General features: G+C 57.5%; 11 protein-coding genes. 8 read left to right on the forward strand and 3 right to left on the reverse strand.

Annotated features, from left to right (window positions below; all coding sequences use genetic code 11):
- Position 1: 1 nt before the first annotated feature.
- Complete coding sequence (locus tag QPL98_RS03360; protein ID WP_014421629.1) at positions 2 to 1,123, forward strand: sulfate/molybdate ABC transporter ATP-binding protein; 1,122 nt, start codon at positions 2 to 4, stop codon at positions 1,121 to 1,123.
- A gap of 7 nt (positions 1,124 to 1,130) precedes the next feature.
- Here the strand turns inward: QPL98_RS03360 and QPL98_RS03365 are convergent, their stop codons facing one another.
- Together QPL98_RS03365 and QPL98_RS03370 are read right to left on the reverse strand one after the other, a co-directional pair.
- Positions 1,131 to 3,536, reverse strand: coding sequence for a YbcC family protein (locus QPL98_RS03365; protein WP_278349975.1), 2,406 nt, complete (start codon positions 3,534 to 3,536; stop codon positions 1,131 to 1,133).
- Positions 3,533 to 5,146, reverse strand: coding sequence for an NADH-quinone oxidoreductase subunit L (locus QPL98_RS03370; protein WP_022992385.1), 1,614 nt, complete (start codon positions 5,144 to 5,146; stop codon positions 3,533 to 3,535). The genes QPL98_RS03365 and QPL98_RS03370 overlap by 4 nt, the downstream gene beginning before the upstream one ends.
- A gap of 107 nt (positions 5,147 to 5,253) precedes the next feature.
- Here QPL98_RS03370 and QPL98_RS03375 point away from each other — a divergent pair, with 107 nt between their 5' ends.
- The 4 genes from QPL98_RS03375 (at position 5,254) to QPL98_RS03390 (ending at position 9,526) form a co-directional block, all read left to right on the forward strand.
- Positions 5,254 to 6,162 carry a LysR family transcriptional regulator gene (locus QPL98_RS03375; protein ID WP_222197786.1) on the forward strand — a complete coding sequence of 303 codons (909 nt, stop codon included), beginning with the start codon at positions 5,254 to 5,256 and terminating at the stop codon, positions 6,160 to 6,162.
- A 67-nt stretch (positions 6,163 to 6,229) separates the two neighbouring features.
- Positions 6,230 to 7,711 (forward strand): NAD(P)/FAD-dependent oxidoreductase, encoded by a 1,482-nt coding sequence (locus QPL98_RS03380; RefSeq protein WP_303292677.1) that lies wholly within the window; start codon positions 6,230 to 6,232, stop codon positions 7,709 to 7,711.
- 114 nt (positions 7,712 to 7,825) lie between these two features.
- Entirely contained in the window at positions 7,826 to 8,500 is a 675-nt protein-coding gene (locus QPL98_RS03385; RefSeq protein ID WP_222448131.1) for a FadR/GntR family transcriptional regulator, read from the forward strand.
- 3 nt (positions 8,501 to 8,503) lie between these two features.
- Entirely contained in the window at positions 8,504 to 9,526 is a 1,023-nt protein-coding gene (locus QPL98_RS03390) for a bile acid:sodium symporter family protein (RefSeq protein ID WP_303292678.1), read from the forward strand.
- On the opposite strand, the gene QPL98_RS03395 is transcribed toward QPL98_RS03390, so the two are convergent.
- On the reverse strand, positions 9,482 to 10,174 hold the full coding sequence (locus QPL98_RS03395; RefSeq protein ID WP_303292679.1) for a J domain-containing protein: 693 nt from the start codon (positions 10,172 to 10,174) through the stop codon (positions 9,482 to 9,484). The genes QPL98_RS03390 and QPL98_RS03395 overlap by 45 nt on opposite strands.
- 123 nt (positions 10,175 to 10,297) lie before the next feature.
- On the opposite strand from QPL98_RS03395, the gene QPL98_RS03400 reads away from it, so the two are divergent.
- From QPL98_RS03400 to QPL98_RS03410, 3 genes are all read left to right on the forward strand, one after another.
- Entirely contained in the window at positions 10,298 to 12,511 is a 2,214-nt protein-coding gene (locus QPL98_RS03400) for a TonB-dependent siderophore receptor (protein WP_303292680.1), read from the forward strand.
- Between the two features lie 117 nt (positions 12,512 to 12,628).
- On the forward strand, positions 12,629 to 13,543 hold the full coding sequence (locus QPL98_RS03405; RefSeq protein ID WP_041656790.1) for an ABC transporter substrate-binding protein: 915 nt from the start codon (positions 12,629 to 12,631) through the stop codon (positions 13,541 to 13,543).
- Positions 13,540 to 15,474: an ATP-binding protein gene (locus tag QPL98_RS03410; RefSeq protein ID WP_011784852.1), complete on the forward strand. Its 1,935-nt coding sequence runs from the start codon at positions 13,540 to 13,542 to the stop codon at positions 15,472 to 15,474. The genes QPL98_RS03405 and QPL98_RS03410 overlap by 4 nt, the downstream gene beginning before the upstream one ends.
- The last annotated feature ends 44 nt before the right edge of the window (positions 15,475 to 15,518 follow it).

A 15,518-nucleotide genomic window follows, 5' to 3' on the forward strand; every position in this document is an offset into this window, starting at 1 on the left:
CATGAGTATCACCATTGACCAGATCAACAAGCACTTCGGCGGCTTTCAGGCGCTGAAGAATGTCTCTCTGGATATTCCCGAAGGCCAGCTCACCGCCCTTCTCGGCCCCTCTGGCTCCGGCAAAACCACCTTACTCCGGATTATTGCCGGACTGGAGTCTTCGGATTCCGGCCGCATCCTGTTCGGTGGTGACGATGTCAGCCAGTTACACGTTCGCGACCGCAACATCGGGTTTGTGTTTCAGCATTACGCCCTGTTCCGGCACCTGACCGTTGCCGAGAACATCGCGTTCGGCCTGGAGTCGCTCCCCAAAAAGCAGCGTCCCTCGAAACCGGAAATCCGCCAACGGGTGGCCAAGCTGCTCGAGATGATTCAGTTGCCCGAACTGGCCAAACGCTATCCGGCACAGCTGTCTGGTGGGCAGAAACAGCGTGTTGCTCTGGCTCGCGCGCTGGCAACTCAGCCTCGTATTCTGCTGCTGGATGAGCCCTTCGGCGCCCTGGATGCCAAAGTAAGAAAGGATTTGCGCCGCTGGCTGCGAGCGTTGCATGACGAGTACCACTTCACCAGCATTTTCGTGACCCACGATCAGGAAGAAGCGCTGGAGCTGTCAGACCAGGTGGTGGTTATGAGCCAGGGTCAGGTGGAACAGGTGAATTCACCGACCGGACTATATGCCCGGCCAGAAAGCCGGTTCGTTTTCGACTTCCTGGGCCACGTCAACGTGTTGTCGGGCTTGGTGAAAGGTCAGAAACTGGTTCAGGGCGATGCCTGGGTATCCTTGCCGGGGATTCGTCAAGATCAGGAAGCCCAGCTCTATCTGCGCCCCCACGAAGTTCAGCTGTCCCGATCCCCCGCGGCCAAGGCCCGCCTGCCCCTGCGCATTGAAGCCATCAGCCTGATCGGCTCGGAAGTGCGTATCGAACTTGCCCCGGAAGGCTGGCAGAGCGATGAAATCTGGGAAATCGGCATGAGCCATGCGGAGTTTGCGCGCCAGAACCCCACCCGTGGTGAACTCTGGTACGCGGTACCAGACGTTGGCCACCTCTTTGTCGCCGACAGCGTTCAACCGAGAACGATCGACTGGCAATACACCGAGGCAGCCAACGCCAGCAATATGTGATCGGCGGTCAGGTGGTTACCCACCTGCCGTCGTCGTAACGCAGCGTCTGGTCGCCCTCCACTCGGTGCAGCCAGAGCCAGCGGTTTTCCACCAGAGCCCGGACATCGGCGTTACCCCGGATTACCGCTTCAATACGTTCCGCCGGTGCATCGACCACCACCGCAAGGCGCATTGGCTCATGGCGCCAGTGCTCACCGTCGAATACTGACTGCAACGGAAGTCCGATCTTGAGATCGACACCATTCCCCTCGACGACACCCAGGTTGCCGCCAACCACCGAGTGCAGCAGTTTGTTGCCGGCACCGAAGATATCCGGCCTGGCAACGGAACCGAAATACTGCAGATTAATCCAGTTTGCCACCACCATGGGCGCAGACATCAGCAGGGTCAGAACCTCTCCGGACGGGTCCTGCGACGGATCATAGTCGTGCAGGAAGCAGCGCCCTCCGAGATCCAGTGAGCGAGTAAGTGAACGCGGGCCGATCACCATCCCGGCATTGTTGGCCAGGCCCCACTCAGGCCGCACTTCCGCCCAGTTGCGAGTCCGGCGTTTGAGTTCGGCAAGCAGGTCATCATCGGTCTTGCCATTAAGCCCAAGACTGGTGGCTCTTTCTCTGCGACAGGCCTGGCCAGCAGCCTCAAGCTTCTCAACCAGCGTATTAAATACCCGCTGATGGCTGTCGGGCACCTGGTCCCGCCCGTAAATGGTTATTCTGTCCGTGATCGTGCAATGCTCAGCCGCCAGGGCAATGGTGCTCTCGGGCATAACAATGCCACGCTCTGCCAGGCCCGCCCTCACCTGCCGGTCATTCAGCAGCTCGGCAGCCACTCTGGCATTTACCCCTCCATTTTTGCCGCCACAGGCTCCGCAGGCCAGACCAGCTTCGTTGGGGTTGTTGTCCGTATGGGCACCATGGCCCACCAGCAACAACACGCTGGCGAAGCCTTTGGTCAGGGACATCGCCCGCAAAAGCCCTTCCGCCAGATTTACCCGCTCAGGATCTGACAAAGGATAGCCGTCCACGCAGTGGTGGAGCCTGCCGGGTTCCACCGCCTCTGCTTTTGCAGAGTTTCTGTTCAGGCTGTCGCGAACCAGCTTCCAGGCCCAGGCAAGGCCAGTGGTTTCCACCAGTGTGAATGTAGACAGGCTGGAGTATTTGGCCCGGCGTACGGACTCCCGAACCTGTTCGCGGCTGTCCAGTTTCCGGTCCAGCTCCCGGTCTTCTGACGGACTGCCCAGGGTTTCCGAGTACCGATACACCGGCGCCAGCAGTCCCGGCAGCCGGGCTTCGTCATCGGTTGGACCATGCCTGTGATGAACAATGGGCATGCCGAAAAAGCCCGCCACGCCAAGCGTTCTGATTTCAGGGTATACCTTCTCCAGCTGTCGACGAATGACTTCGGACCTTACGTCTATGCAGAAGGCGGCCTGCACTTCCGCCACAGGATCCGGTTCCGCCAGCGAGCTCCGCTCACTGGAGCGGATATCGTCAAGGAAACGGGACTGCCAGGCCAGCTCATAGGCCCGATGCCATATCCAGAGTGCCTGTTCATTAGCGGAGGCCGGCGCCAGATCGAACGCATTGACGTAACGATTCTGCCAGCTCTCACGCTCTGCCTCAGTCATATTGATCAGCGCATGGGCCTCATGAATGAGCCAGATGGTCGCCAATTGCGCGCAGAAGTGTTCGGTACCGCTTTCATGAGGATCGCCCAGTGCTGCTCGCCAGTCCACACCTCTGCACCAGGATGCCCAGCCCAGCAAATGGCCGAGCAGGTGGTGGATCACCAGGGGCAGTTGGCGGCTGCTGTAAGGCAACTCACGGGCTACCGTTGCAGCCGCTTCCTGCCAGTCAGGCTTCAGCAACATTTCCACGCTGGCTTTCCGGGCCAGAGAGCGTCCGGACTGACTAAGCCAGAACTGATACAGATCCTGTTTTGTACCAGAAACCCGCCAGCGATTCTGACGCAGGTCGAAGTAGCGCGCACAGGCGCGGCCGATCTCTTCCCGGACCTCCTCGAGGGACGGTTCCTGTTGACCACGGCGGGTGTAACCAAGAGCCGACACAAACCCGGGCTGATTTGATGCCGCCCCGGAAAGCTGGGCCAGGAGCGCCTGGCTATCATCTTTCAAACCCGCTTCGCGGGCAGCTTCCTCAAGGTGCGGACGCTGAATACGACCGCCATCCCAGGCTTCCCGGTAGAAAGCCGGAGGCATCAACAACCCTGCCCCGAACAGGTTGTCCAGTTCTCGGGAAACCTTTTCGACAGGTCCAGTCCTGCTGCCCCACCAGGGGTTAACCGCAATCCAGCGATCTAACGGCCAGATGGGCGCAATTCGTTCGCAGGCTTCATTAACAAGCTCCGGAATGACCTGTTCACAGGAAGCAGAATACGTAACAGGTGCGTTCATGATCTTTCTCCAGTCAGAGCCCCGTGCCGCAATCGGATGTCGGCCGGTTTACCGTGGGCATTGAGCCAGGTTTGTGCCCAGCGGCGGGTAAGCTTTTCGAAAGGCTTGTCGAGATAGAGTCCTTGGCTGAAGTGCCAGTGGAGCTTCTGCGCCACCACGCCCTGCGGGCGGGCGAATAGCACCAGCGACAACATAAACAGCACGGCCAGAATTACCCAGGCGAACCACTCAGCACCAACCGGCAAGGCTGTGTGCGCGGTCTGAGGCAAAGCGGTGCTCAGCAGCCAGTTAAGCACCCCGTACAGGGGGACCAGGGTAACGGCCAGCAGCAACACGACGACACGGGCGCCTTTTTGGCTTGCTCCCGGGGTACCCAGAACGGCAGCGCCAACCGCGAACACCAGCAAGGCCGCCAGTACCGGCTTATGGGCTACCAGTTGTGGGGCCTGCCACAGCAAGGCGGCGGCCAGGCCAGAAGCCAGCAGTGCGAGACCGGCTTGCGACTTGCTGATTTGCTCTGAAAACGCAATCCGGGAGACTTTAACGGTACGGCCAACGGCCAGGAACGAGTGCGCCTTGTACAGGGAGTGAGCCAGCAGGTGCAGTAGTGCCAGCGTGTAGGCGCCCAGCGCAATCTCGAACAGCATGAAGCCCATCTGGGCATTGGTGGACCAGACCAGGCCATGTTTCGCTGAATTCTGGGTCATCATGGTGAACACCGCGACGATGGCGGTTGCCCCGCCAACAACCAGCAGGATCATGTGCCCTGCCGTGAAGCCTTCAAACACCGGGAACAGTCGCAGCCAAAGGAAACCGCCCAGGTTGACTACGCCCGCATGCAGAAGTGCTGACACAGGGGTGGGAGCTTCCATCACCCGGATCAGCCAACCGTGGAACGGCAGCTGGGCACATTTGAGCGCAGCTGCCACCGCCAGCAAAACAGAAGCGATGGTCAGCGACTGGGATTCACGGCCCAGGTGTTCGCCCAAAGCATAGATTTCAGGGATGCGGAAGCTGCCGTAGTGATTCCAGATTAACAGTACGGCTGCCAGAATGGCGGCATCGCCAAGCCGGCTGGCAATAAATTTCTGAGCTGCCGCGAGGCGAGCCTGTGGCCGTTCCGCGTACAGCGTCAGCAGCTGGTGCAATGAGAGGCTTACCCCCACCCAGGCACCAGCCAGCACCAGCAAGTGATCGGTAAACACCAGCACCAGTACACTGACCACGGTAGTGAGGAACCAGGGCAAAAACGAATTATAAGCCGGGTCGCCACGCAGGTAATCCCGGGTATAGCGAAGAATGACCCAGGCAATGAAGCAGACCATCAGAGCCATCCATACCGCCAATCCGTCCGGGAACAGTCCCAGTCGAATGCCGAGCTCCGGCAGACCGGTATCAAACACCAGCCGGTCAAACAACAGGACTGCACCAATCGTGGCAGTTGCCAGCAGCAACAGCCTGAAACCGCTTTCCGCCAGGCGCCAGCAATGAGCCAGTTTGAGAGGGTTTTTCGTCCAGTTGGCGAATCCAGCCAGCGCCAGCAGGGCAACAGGCAGGGCCAGCCAGGCCATCAACAGCACGAGCGAAGCAGTCGTGGTAAGTGTTGTCATGTTGGGCTCCTTCAGGTTCACGCCTACTTTGCCGTTAATGCACTCATACATAAAATGGTTTATAAAGATTAAATCGTTCACTTTTAAAGAACAGACAAGAGGCCACCATGCGTCTGAACTACCATCACCTTTACTATTTCTGGACTGTGGCTCGAACCGGACACCTCACCCGGGCGGCCGAATCACTTCATATCTCTCAGTCCGCATTGTCCGGCCAGATACGAAAGCTGGAGGAAAGCCTTGGCTACGATCTTTTTGTCCGGGAGGGACGTCGACTTCGACTATCGGAGGCCGGGCGGGTCGCCTTTACCTACGCTGAAGAGATTTTCCGCCAGGGGGAGGAACTAGAGGCGCTGTTTCGTACCGGGCGTCAGGCCAACCGGGAAACTCTGAAAGTCGGTGCGGTCGCAACCCTCTCCAGAAACTTTCAGGAAGGCTTCCTGCGGCCCCTGCTGGGACGAAAAGATCTGGAGCTCAAGCTGCAAAGCGGGAGCCTTGACGACCTTCTTCGCCGTTTGTCAGCGCACCGACTCGATCTGATTCTGTCGAATCAGCCAGTACAAGGTGACGAAGAAACGCCCTGGCGCTCACGCCGTATAGCCCGCCAGTCGGTCAGCGTAATCGGGCCGCCGGGCAGCCAGAATGCCCCTGGATTTCCCGATATTCTGCGCGACCGACCCCTGATTCTGCCGGGGCCTGACAACAACATACGGCAGGCCTTCGATCAGCTCTGTGAGCACCACCACATTCACCCTGTAATCATCGCTGAAGTAGACGACATGGCCATGATGCGTTTGCTGACCCGGGACAGCGGCCACTACGCCATACTGCCGCCGGTGGTGGTCCGGGATGAGTTGAGAAACGGCGAGTTGAAGGACTACGGTGCCCTGCCCGGCGTATTCGAAGAGTTTTACGCCATTCGTATCCGGCGCCAGTTTGAGTCGCCGGTATTGCGGGAGTTGATGGCTCAGAAAGCCGAGGAGTTACTGACCTTTTCGGACAATCAATCTGGTTGATTCGGCCTATGTATTACGCAAACAGGCCGTTATAGTCGTTGGTGTACAACAATAACAAGGATTATCCATGGTCCACGCTCGCACCCGAAAACCCTCTGTTCTCATTATCGGTACCGGATTCGGCGGAATCGGTATGGCCATCAAACTCAAACAGGCAGGATTTACGGACCTGACTCTGCTGGAAAAAGCCGGCGGTGTGGGCGGAACCTGGCGTGACAACACATACCCCGGCGCGGCCTGCGATGTTCAGTCCCACCTCTACTCCTACTCGTTCGAGCCCAAACACGACTGGAGCCGGAAATTCGGAGCTCAGCCTGAAATCCTCGAATACATGGAAGCCTGTGTTACCAAATACCAACTGGAGCCTCACATCCAGTTCAATCAGGCGGTAACGTCCGCAACATTTGACGATCACAGCAACCAGTGGCGCGTGGTGACCGAAACCGGCGACACATTCAACGCCGACGTGTTAATCACCGCCACTGGCCAGTTGAACCGGCCAGCCATACCGAACATTCCGGGGCTCGAGACCTTCCGGGGCGCCTGCTTTCACTCCGCCCGATGGCAGCACCACACCGAGCTTCGCAACAAGCGCGTTGCGGTAATAGGAACCGGCGCCAGCGCGATTCAGTTTGTGCCCGAAATTACGCCACTGGTCGGGCAACTGGACCTTTACCAGCGCTCAGCCGCCTGGGTATTGCCCAAGCCGGACCGGCCGTTTCACCAGTTTGAGCAAACACTGTTTAAAAAGCTGCCACTGTGGGACCGCCTCTACCGGGGCCTCATCTACTGGAAGAACGAATCCCGGGCTCTGGCATTTACCCGTTTCTCGTGGATTCTGGATCTGTTCGCCCATCAGGCCCGGAAAGAAGCCCGCCGCTGGGTAACAGACCCGGATAAACTCCACCATTTGATCCCCGATTACCGCATTGGCTGCAAGCGAATCCTGATCTCCAACGACTGGTACCGAGCGGTCAATCAGCCCCACGTCAACCTGCTCACAGACGGCATAGCCCGAATAGACGAGACCGGGATTGTGTCTGAAAAAGGCGAACACCGGCCTGCCGACATCATCATCTTCGGAACTGGCTTCCGGGCCAGCGAGTTTCTCTCGCCCATCCACATTGCCGGCCGTGAGGGTCTGACGCTGAATGACGCATGGTCCAACGGCAGCAAAGCTTTCAAAGGCATCTCAGTCAGTGGATTCCCCAATCTCTTCATGCTCTATGGCCCGAATACCAACCTGGCACACAATTCGATTCTGTTCATGCTCGAATCTCAGTACCGGTACGTGTTAAGTGCCCTGGACGCCCTCTCCCGCTACCCCGGCGCGGCCATGGATGTGCGGGAGGATCGCCAGAGCCGATACTGCCAGGTGGTCCAGCGCGGGCTGGAAGGCAGTGTATGGGACGCTGGCTGCAGCTCCTGGTACCTGGACGAGCATGGGCGAAACACCGTGAACTGGCCCGGCTTCACCTTCAGTTACCGGTTTGCGACCCGGTCAGTGGATACCGCGGACTACCAGTTTCTTGACCCGGTGAACGCCTGAGCCTGGCAGCACGGAACCGCCCCGCCGAGGTCTCTCATGAGTTTTTTAAGCCAGAGTTGAATCAGACACTTAAACATAGGATGATTGGATCACCATATAGAGGGATGATCCATTATGCTAACACCAATCCGCAAAGGGTCGCTGGTCGAAACCGCCATTGACAGTCTCCGGAAAACGATTGAGAGCGGGGAATGGCCGGTAGGTACTCGCTTACCCGTCGAGGCAGAGCTCTCCGAGGCTTTAGGGATCAGTCGCAATACAATCCGCGAAGCCGTAAGGGTTCTGGTGCACGTTGGCATGCTGGAAACCCGACAGGGAGACGGGACCTACGTGCGCGCAAACAGGGACGCCGGAGAAACACTTCGGAGAATTGCCCGAAGCCGACTGGCAGAACAGATTGAGGTCCGGATTACGCTGGAGACGGAAGCGGCACGCCTGGCAGCGAGACGCCGCAACGAAGCGGACCTTAAAGCCATGACCGAGGCCCTGGATGCGCGAGCGGCGGCCGGAGAGGTCATTGCCGAACGTATACGGCACGACGAGCGGTTTCATCACTCGTTGGTGCGAGCATCTCACAATTCTGCCCTGATTGAGCTCTACGACTATTTCTCTCACGCGGTTAGCCAGACCATCGAGCGAACCGAAATGGATTCAGATCTCCCGGAACCCAGCCAGGAAGACCACGAACTGCTGTTGGCAGCCATTCGCCGGAAAGATTCCGATAAAGCGGAGGCACTATCGAGGGCGCTTCTGACACCAAGCCTCAATGCCCTCAGTGGTAAGGAGTAAGCTGTGAAATTCCGGATAGACACCTTTACCCTGCTGTTACTTGGCGCCATTGTTCTCGCCTCGTTCCTGCCGGTAACGGGACAGGCGGCAGAAGCGCTCGGCACCGCAGGCACCATCGCGGTGGCCTTACTGTTTTTCTTTCATGGCGCAGCTCTGTCCAGACAGCAGATCATCGACGGCGCCACCCATTGGCGGCTGCACATCCTGATTACCGCCCTCACCTTCGTGTTTTTCCCCCTTGCCGTACTGCCGGTCAATGAACTGAGCACTATTGCGCCCGAGTGGATGCCCAAAGACCTGGGGCTGGGTTTTCTGTATCTGGGCGTACTTCCATCCGCTGTATCTTCTTCGATTGCCTACACCGCCATGGCCCGGGGCAACGTACCGGCTGCCATCTGCAGTGCGGCCGCATCCAATGTGTTCGGCATGATGCTGACACCGTTTTTGTTGCTGCTCCTGGTATCCACCTCGGGCGCCGGAGAGTTCTCGGTTGCCGAGGCACTGAAAGACATCGTGCTTCAGCTACTGCTGCCATTTGCGGTTGGCCATGCCCTGCGCCCCTGGCTCGGCGGCTACCTGTCCCGCAATGAGTCGCTAATGGCGCGCTATGACCAGTGTGTGATCTGGATCATCGTGTACTCGGCCTTCTCTCATTCCGTGGTCAGTGGCCTGTGGCAGAACCTTCCGATACAGGCCATCGTCCTGGCCATTCTGATCTGCTTCGGTTTGCTGGGGCTGTTTATGGTGATCGCTCGATTGATGGTACGAAAGCTGGGGTTCAGTCTGGAGGATGAAGCCGCGGTGGTGTTCTGTGGTTCGAAGAAGAGCCTGGCGTCTGGCTTGCCGATGGCCAAAGTGCTGTTCTCTGGCCATCCGGGGTTTGGCATGATCGTGTTGCCGATTATGTGCTACAACCAGATCCAGGTGATTGTCGGGGCCATTCTTGCGCAGAAGTATCGTGAGAAAATTCAACAGGCAAAATCAGCCCCCGCCCATGCCTCCGAAAATGGTTGCCAGAATCGCTAAACCCACAATCCAGCCAATAACCGCCGGCCAGAAATTCACCATCTGTGGAGGCTGGTCGGCGGAATCGCTTTCCCCCTCCCCCATGCCTCGGCCAGATAGCATATCCGACTCCGGGTAAGTCCGTGGATCCGGCTCTTCAACAACATCTTTCAGGCTGAACCACTCGAACCAGTCCCCCAGAAAGCGCGCGACCGGAGCCGGAAGCGCGCCGTTTTCTGCCAGCGGGCGAACCTGGGGCTCCAACTGGCGACCAATCTCCCGGCGAACATCAACACGATCTGCCGGGGGTTCACACAGGATGGCCTTCCAGATAGCAACATCCTGCTGGCGGTAATTATCGTTCATCAACGCCCTGATCTGGATAATGACTTCCCGGGTAACCTGGGCCTCTTCGGACGTCAGCGCCCGGGAATCAGCGTCTTCATAGCGGAGTTGTCCGGAATCATTGTCTGTCGGGCTTGATGACGGGACTCCGTCCGGCGCATTGGCCGTCGATTGGGGCTCCGCGCCACCGGTCGCTTCACGGTAGGCCCGCTCCAGGGCCCGGGCCTCATCGCCTGACGCAAACTTCAACTGACGCTCGTAGGCCTGGCGTATCCGATCCTGGTCGCCAGTCGGCTCAATTCCGAGAAGATCCCAACAGTTCATACAACAGCAACTCCGATAATGGAAAATCTGTATTCTTTATGGAGACAAACGGGGCTCTCTCACTTAGGATTAGTTGAGAACCATAACAATATTTTCATCTCGGCAAATTATAGAACGACACACATGGCCATTACGAATTACCTGTTTGCAAAGCAACGCTCTCTTCATCGCTTGCACGGACGCTTGTGGTTGTCGGTTTCCCTCTCTGCGGCCCTGATTGGGGTGGCAATACCCGGCACCGCCCAGACCCTGGAATCCAGTTTTGATGATGACATACCCGGGCTCAATGGCACCATTCCCGAGGTATTGACCACCACCCGGCTACGTCAGCCTAAAACCCGTGTACCCGGCAGCACCACGGTGATTGACGGCGATCTTATCCGGGAACTGGGCATACGGAACCTGTACGAAGTCTTCCGACTGGTGCCTGGCATGGTGGTGAATTTTGTTGGCAGCCATCAGCCCGTGGTTACCTACCACGGCACAGTCCACTACGAACAGCGGAGAATGCAGGTTCTGGTAGACGGCCGGACGGCTCACCGGGCAACCCTGTCCGACATGGACTGGGAAACCATGCCTGTGCCCCTCGAGCTGATCGAGCGCATTGAGGTTGCCAGAGGACCGAATTCGGCCGCCTATGGTATCAACGCATTTCTGGGCACCATCAACATCATTACTCGGGATCCTGCGGACAGCGCCAACCTGGAAACGACGGTCACCAGTGGCTCCAGAGGCTACCTGCGCACGTTTGCCTCCACCGGCAATGCGGATTCGAGTTACGACTGGCGCCTGAGTTTCGAGAGACGCAAGTTCGACGGATTTGATTATCAGGTCGATGACGATGAACGCTTCCCGTTCAATGATGGCCACGATATCAACTCTTTTATCTACGATTCTCGACTGACATTTACGCCGGGGACTAACCTGGAACTTCAGGGCGGCGTGGTCGATGGCACCAAATACCAGGACAAGGACAAAAGCGGCGAACTCAATCCGCTGGACCATCCGGACATCGACGTGCGGGACTACTATCTGCAAAGCAAGCTCAACCATAGTTTCTCAAGCGAGCATTTCATCCACTTGCAGGCCAGCGTTGAGAACTTTGACCGGCGCCAGGAATATGCCATCAGTTTCCCGGACAGCACGGTGGAATGCCTCCGAAACAACACTCCATTGTACGAGTACACGTACACGGCCGGCGGGCGGGAACGGCGCTGTTTCATATCCCAGGGCGGTCCCGACGCTTTTGCAGTAGTGGATGCAGATTCCGAAGATACCCGGATTGAACTGGAAGCTCAGGATACGCTGATTGTCAGCGACAGCCTGAAACTGGTTTCCGGCGCGGGTTTCCGTAAAGATATCTTCCGTTCAGAAACCTACTTCAACGGGCGCGGAAACAACTATCAGTCCCGCTTGTTCGGCAACCTGGAATACAGTCCCTGGCAATGGGTCACCTTTAATGCCGGCGGCAACTGGGAGCGAACCAGCACCACAGGCGACAGCTATTTCTCTCCCCGCGCAGCCGCAAACTTCGTGGTGAACAATAACCACGCCCTGAGGTTTGTGTTCTCCCAGGCTGTCAGAACTCCTGATGGCTTTGAACAAAGCCCTGACTGGGGATACACCCTGCGTAATGTCAGACCGGCAATCTATTCTGACCTTGATGGTCGCCGCGTCACGATTGAGGACGCCGCCCAGGAAACAGGTATCCTCACACTGGGTAACGATCTTGAGGAGGAGACCATAACCTCTCACGAAATCAGCTACTTCGGGCAGTTTCCTCTGGATCAAGCGTTGTTCTCGCTTGAAGTCAGAGGCTTTCGCGATGAGCTCAGAGACATGATCAGTGGCGTTATCCAGCTCAAGGAGTGGACGCTGGAAAACAACGTGGCCGTTGACCAGAAGGGCTTTGAGGTTGAAGCCAGCCTCGATTTTCCCGGCACCCTGCTTCGAGCAAGCTACGGTTATCTTGATCAGGAGACCTGGTATACCGGCGCGCCGATTCTGGAATCTGACGGCACGGTAAACGAAAACGAGCAGCGCTACATGACCGAACTGCTGGAGCGGATGTCTGTCCGGCACTCGGGTAGCCTGGCGATTATTCAGGATCTTCCCGCAGGCTTTAAGTGGTCTGGTGCATTTTACTGGGCCGACGAATTCAACACCCGGTTTGAACGCTTTGATACCCGGTTGGTGAAACAGATATTCCAGCCCCGTTATACGGCTGAAATCGCGCTATCCATGCAACATTACCTGAACCGGGAACCTGAGCTAAGCTCAGACAACAACATCGAAGATCATAACCAGTTTTTTGTTGAAGCCGGTATTCGCTTTTGACGGTGTGCAGGGCAGGAAACTAAACAGTCAATGGAATGGGCCAGCTGTCAGACGATGCTCAACCCTAACGGTAACGTTACAACGGGCCGTACACTCAAACTTGCCAGATTCACCTCTATGTTGGTCTGGCTGATGGCTTTGCTGTTCGTGAATTCTGGTCTCGCGCTAGGCCAGGAATCGGGGACCGGATCAGCCTATATTGCTGGATCTGGAAACGCGGCTCTGGATGACCACGTTGCTCGCCTGCTGACAGAACAGCTTGGCGACCAGGTCACACTGGAGCCACTGACTGAAAGCCAGCTCGCCGTTCTCGAGAATGAACCAGTGATCGCAATAGGGCCTGCCGCATTCTCACGGGTGCGCCAGGCCAACAGAGATCTTCCGGTTTTGGCATTACTGGTTGATAAGGATTTCATCGAGGGGTATACCACACGATTTTCCGGCCAGGTTTCTGCCGTCTATTACGATGCGCCCTTATTACGGCAAGCCTTGACCGGCAAGGTCATCCTGCCCCAGGCAACCCGCGTCGCCTTGCTTGCCACGACCGAAAGCGTAGAACTTTACGAACCCCTCATCGATCAACTGGCACCCTACGGCCTGGAGGCCAAGGTCTTTATTGCCGATACCGAGGATCAACTTATCCCAAGCCTGATTCGTGCCCTCAGCTTCGGTGATTTTCTGCTTGCCGGACAGGATGATGCCATTTACAACCCACGCAATATCAAACACATTCTGCTAACCGCCTATCGCAGGAACAAGATCCTGATCGGCCCGAGCCAGGCCTACGTCAAGGCCGGCGCCCTCGCCTCCAGCTACGCGCCGTTCATTGAGATGGCTGAGCTTGCAGCCGGTCACCTGATAGCCTATTTCGACTCCGGTACCTTCCCGGCGCCAACCTACCCGGACGAATACCGGGTTGAGGTAAACCAGCAGGTTGCGCGATCCCTGAACATCCCGATGCCAGAACGGGAGTGGATTGCCCAGGCGGTACAAAACATGATTAGCGAGAACAACCAGGAGGCCGGCCAATGAGCAACACAGCCAACACTCCCGGCATGTCGCTCTCGCGGCGCCTTCTCCTGCTTGGCGCCCTGCCCGCGGTCGTGATTTTTGTGGCGTTGATGGTTTTCTTTACCTCAGCCCGTCTCGAAGATGCCCGTCTGGATCTGGCCCAAAGCAGTCAGATGCTCGCAGACAGCCTCGCCCCAGCACTTGAGTATGCCGTGGTCTCCGGTAACTCAACGGCTCTGGAGCAGGTCCTCGGGCAGTCCCTGAAACGCAGCAAAGCAGACTGGATTCGCGTGACCGACGTCGTTGGCGAAGAGCTCGGTTTTGTCAGCCGAGGTATCGAATCGGAACATACAGCAGACGGAATCTTCGACATCTATGACGCCGAGATTCTGCAGGAACCACTGGAGATCGGTTCTGGTGGAGCGGGTGACTGGTTTACCGGCGGCTGGAACTTCAATTCCGGATCGCTTCGGGTGGGACTGGTGCAAGTCGGGGTGAACCCCGACGTTCTGGAAACCCGAAGGCAGGATATTCTCTGGAGCTCCCTGACCGTGGGCTTTGCCTTGCTGGTGTTCAGCCTGCTGCTGGCAAACCATTTCCTGAACAATATCCTTCAGCCCATGCGACAACTGTCCAGCCGCGTTGGCAAGCTGATTGTTGGTGACTACACCACGCAACCGGTCTCCAGCAAGGGCAGTGCCCGGGAAATTGCGGAGATACAGCAACAGTTGAACGAACTCGCAGTTCATCTGGAACAACTTCGGTCTGCCCGGGACCAGACACTGGCGATTTCTGAAAGTGCCCGGGAGAAAGCGGAACACGCCAGCCAGGCCAAGTCAGAGTTTCTTGCCACCATGAGCCACGAACTTCGGACTCCCCTGAACGGCGTGCTCGGCATGGTTGACCTGATTCATGAAGAGCCGTTGACCAAGCGCCAGAGCGACTACCTGACCACGGCCCGGCAATCCACGGAAGACCTGCTGACCGTGATCTCCGATATCCTGGACTACGCCAGAATGGACAATGGCAATCTGGTATTGGACCAACAGGCCTTCGATCTTCAGAGCCTGTTCACCAATTGCGTCGCCTCCTACCGTCACGCCGCAGAAAAGCAGGGGCTGAGCCTGGATCTCCAGTTCCTCGGTGAATGGCCACGGCATCCTGCCGTGCTTGGAGATGCGCCGCGGGTGAGGCAGATTCTTGCCGGGCTGATCGACAACTCACTGAAGTTCACCAGCGAAGGATTCGTCGGCATCCGGGTGAACTGGCTTGAGCTTGAAAACCACTGCGTACTCGTCCAATGCTCGGTTAAGGATTCAGGCTCTGGTATTCCTGCGGAACGACTGCAAAGTGTCTTCAACAGCTTTGAGCAGCTGGACGCCGGCGATAACCGGGCTCACGGTGGCACAGGGCTTGGGCTGTCGCTGGTTCAGCGCCTGGTCGAATTGATGGGTGGGCATGTGCAGGTGGAGTCCGACATCGGCCAGGGATCCTCATTCCGGTTCGAGCTGCCTTTCGAGCTAGCCTATCAGAATCCTCCAACCGATGAGCCACGGGAACAGGTGACCGGTACCGCCCGGGCCCTGGTGGTCGAGGATAACCTGGTGAACCAGAAAGTAACGGAAGCGCTGTTGCGGAAGTTCGGATTCCAGACCGAATGCGTGACCAATGGTACCGATGCTGTTAGACGAATCAAAAATGACCACGAAGGTTATGATGTCATTCTGATGGACTGCCAGATGCCAGTAATGGATGGCTATGATGCCACCCGTATGATCCGCGACTGGGAACAGGGAAATGGTCAGAGCGGCGTACCCATTATCGCACTGACCGCCGATGTGTCTGAGGATACTGAGAAAGCCTGCAAAGAAGCAGGTATGAACGACTATCTGACCAAGCCCGTGCGAAGGGATACGTTGCGGGAGGTACTCTCTCGCTGGATTCGCGTGTAATAACGAGCGCCGGAGCTGGCAGGCTTTGCACTCCGGCGCTATCC

It is taken from the genome of Marinobacter sp. ST-43 (assembly GCF_030541085.1).
Lineage (GTDB): Bacteria > Pseudomonadota > Gammaproteobacteria > Pseudomonadales > Oleiphilaceae > Marinobacter > Marinobacter nauticus.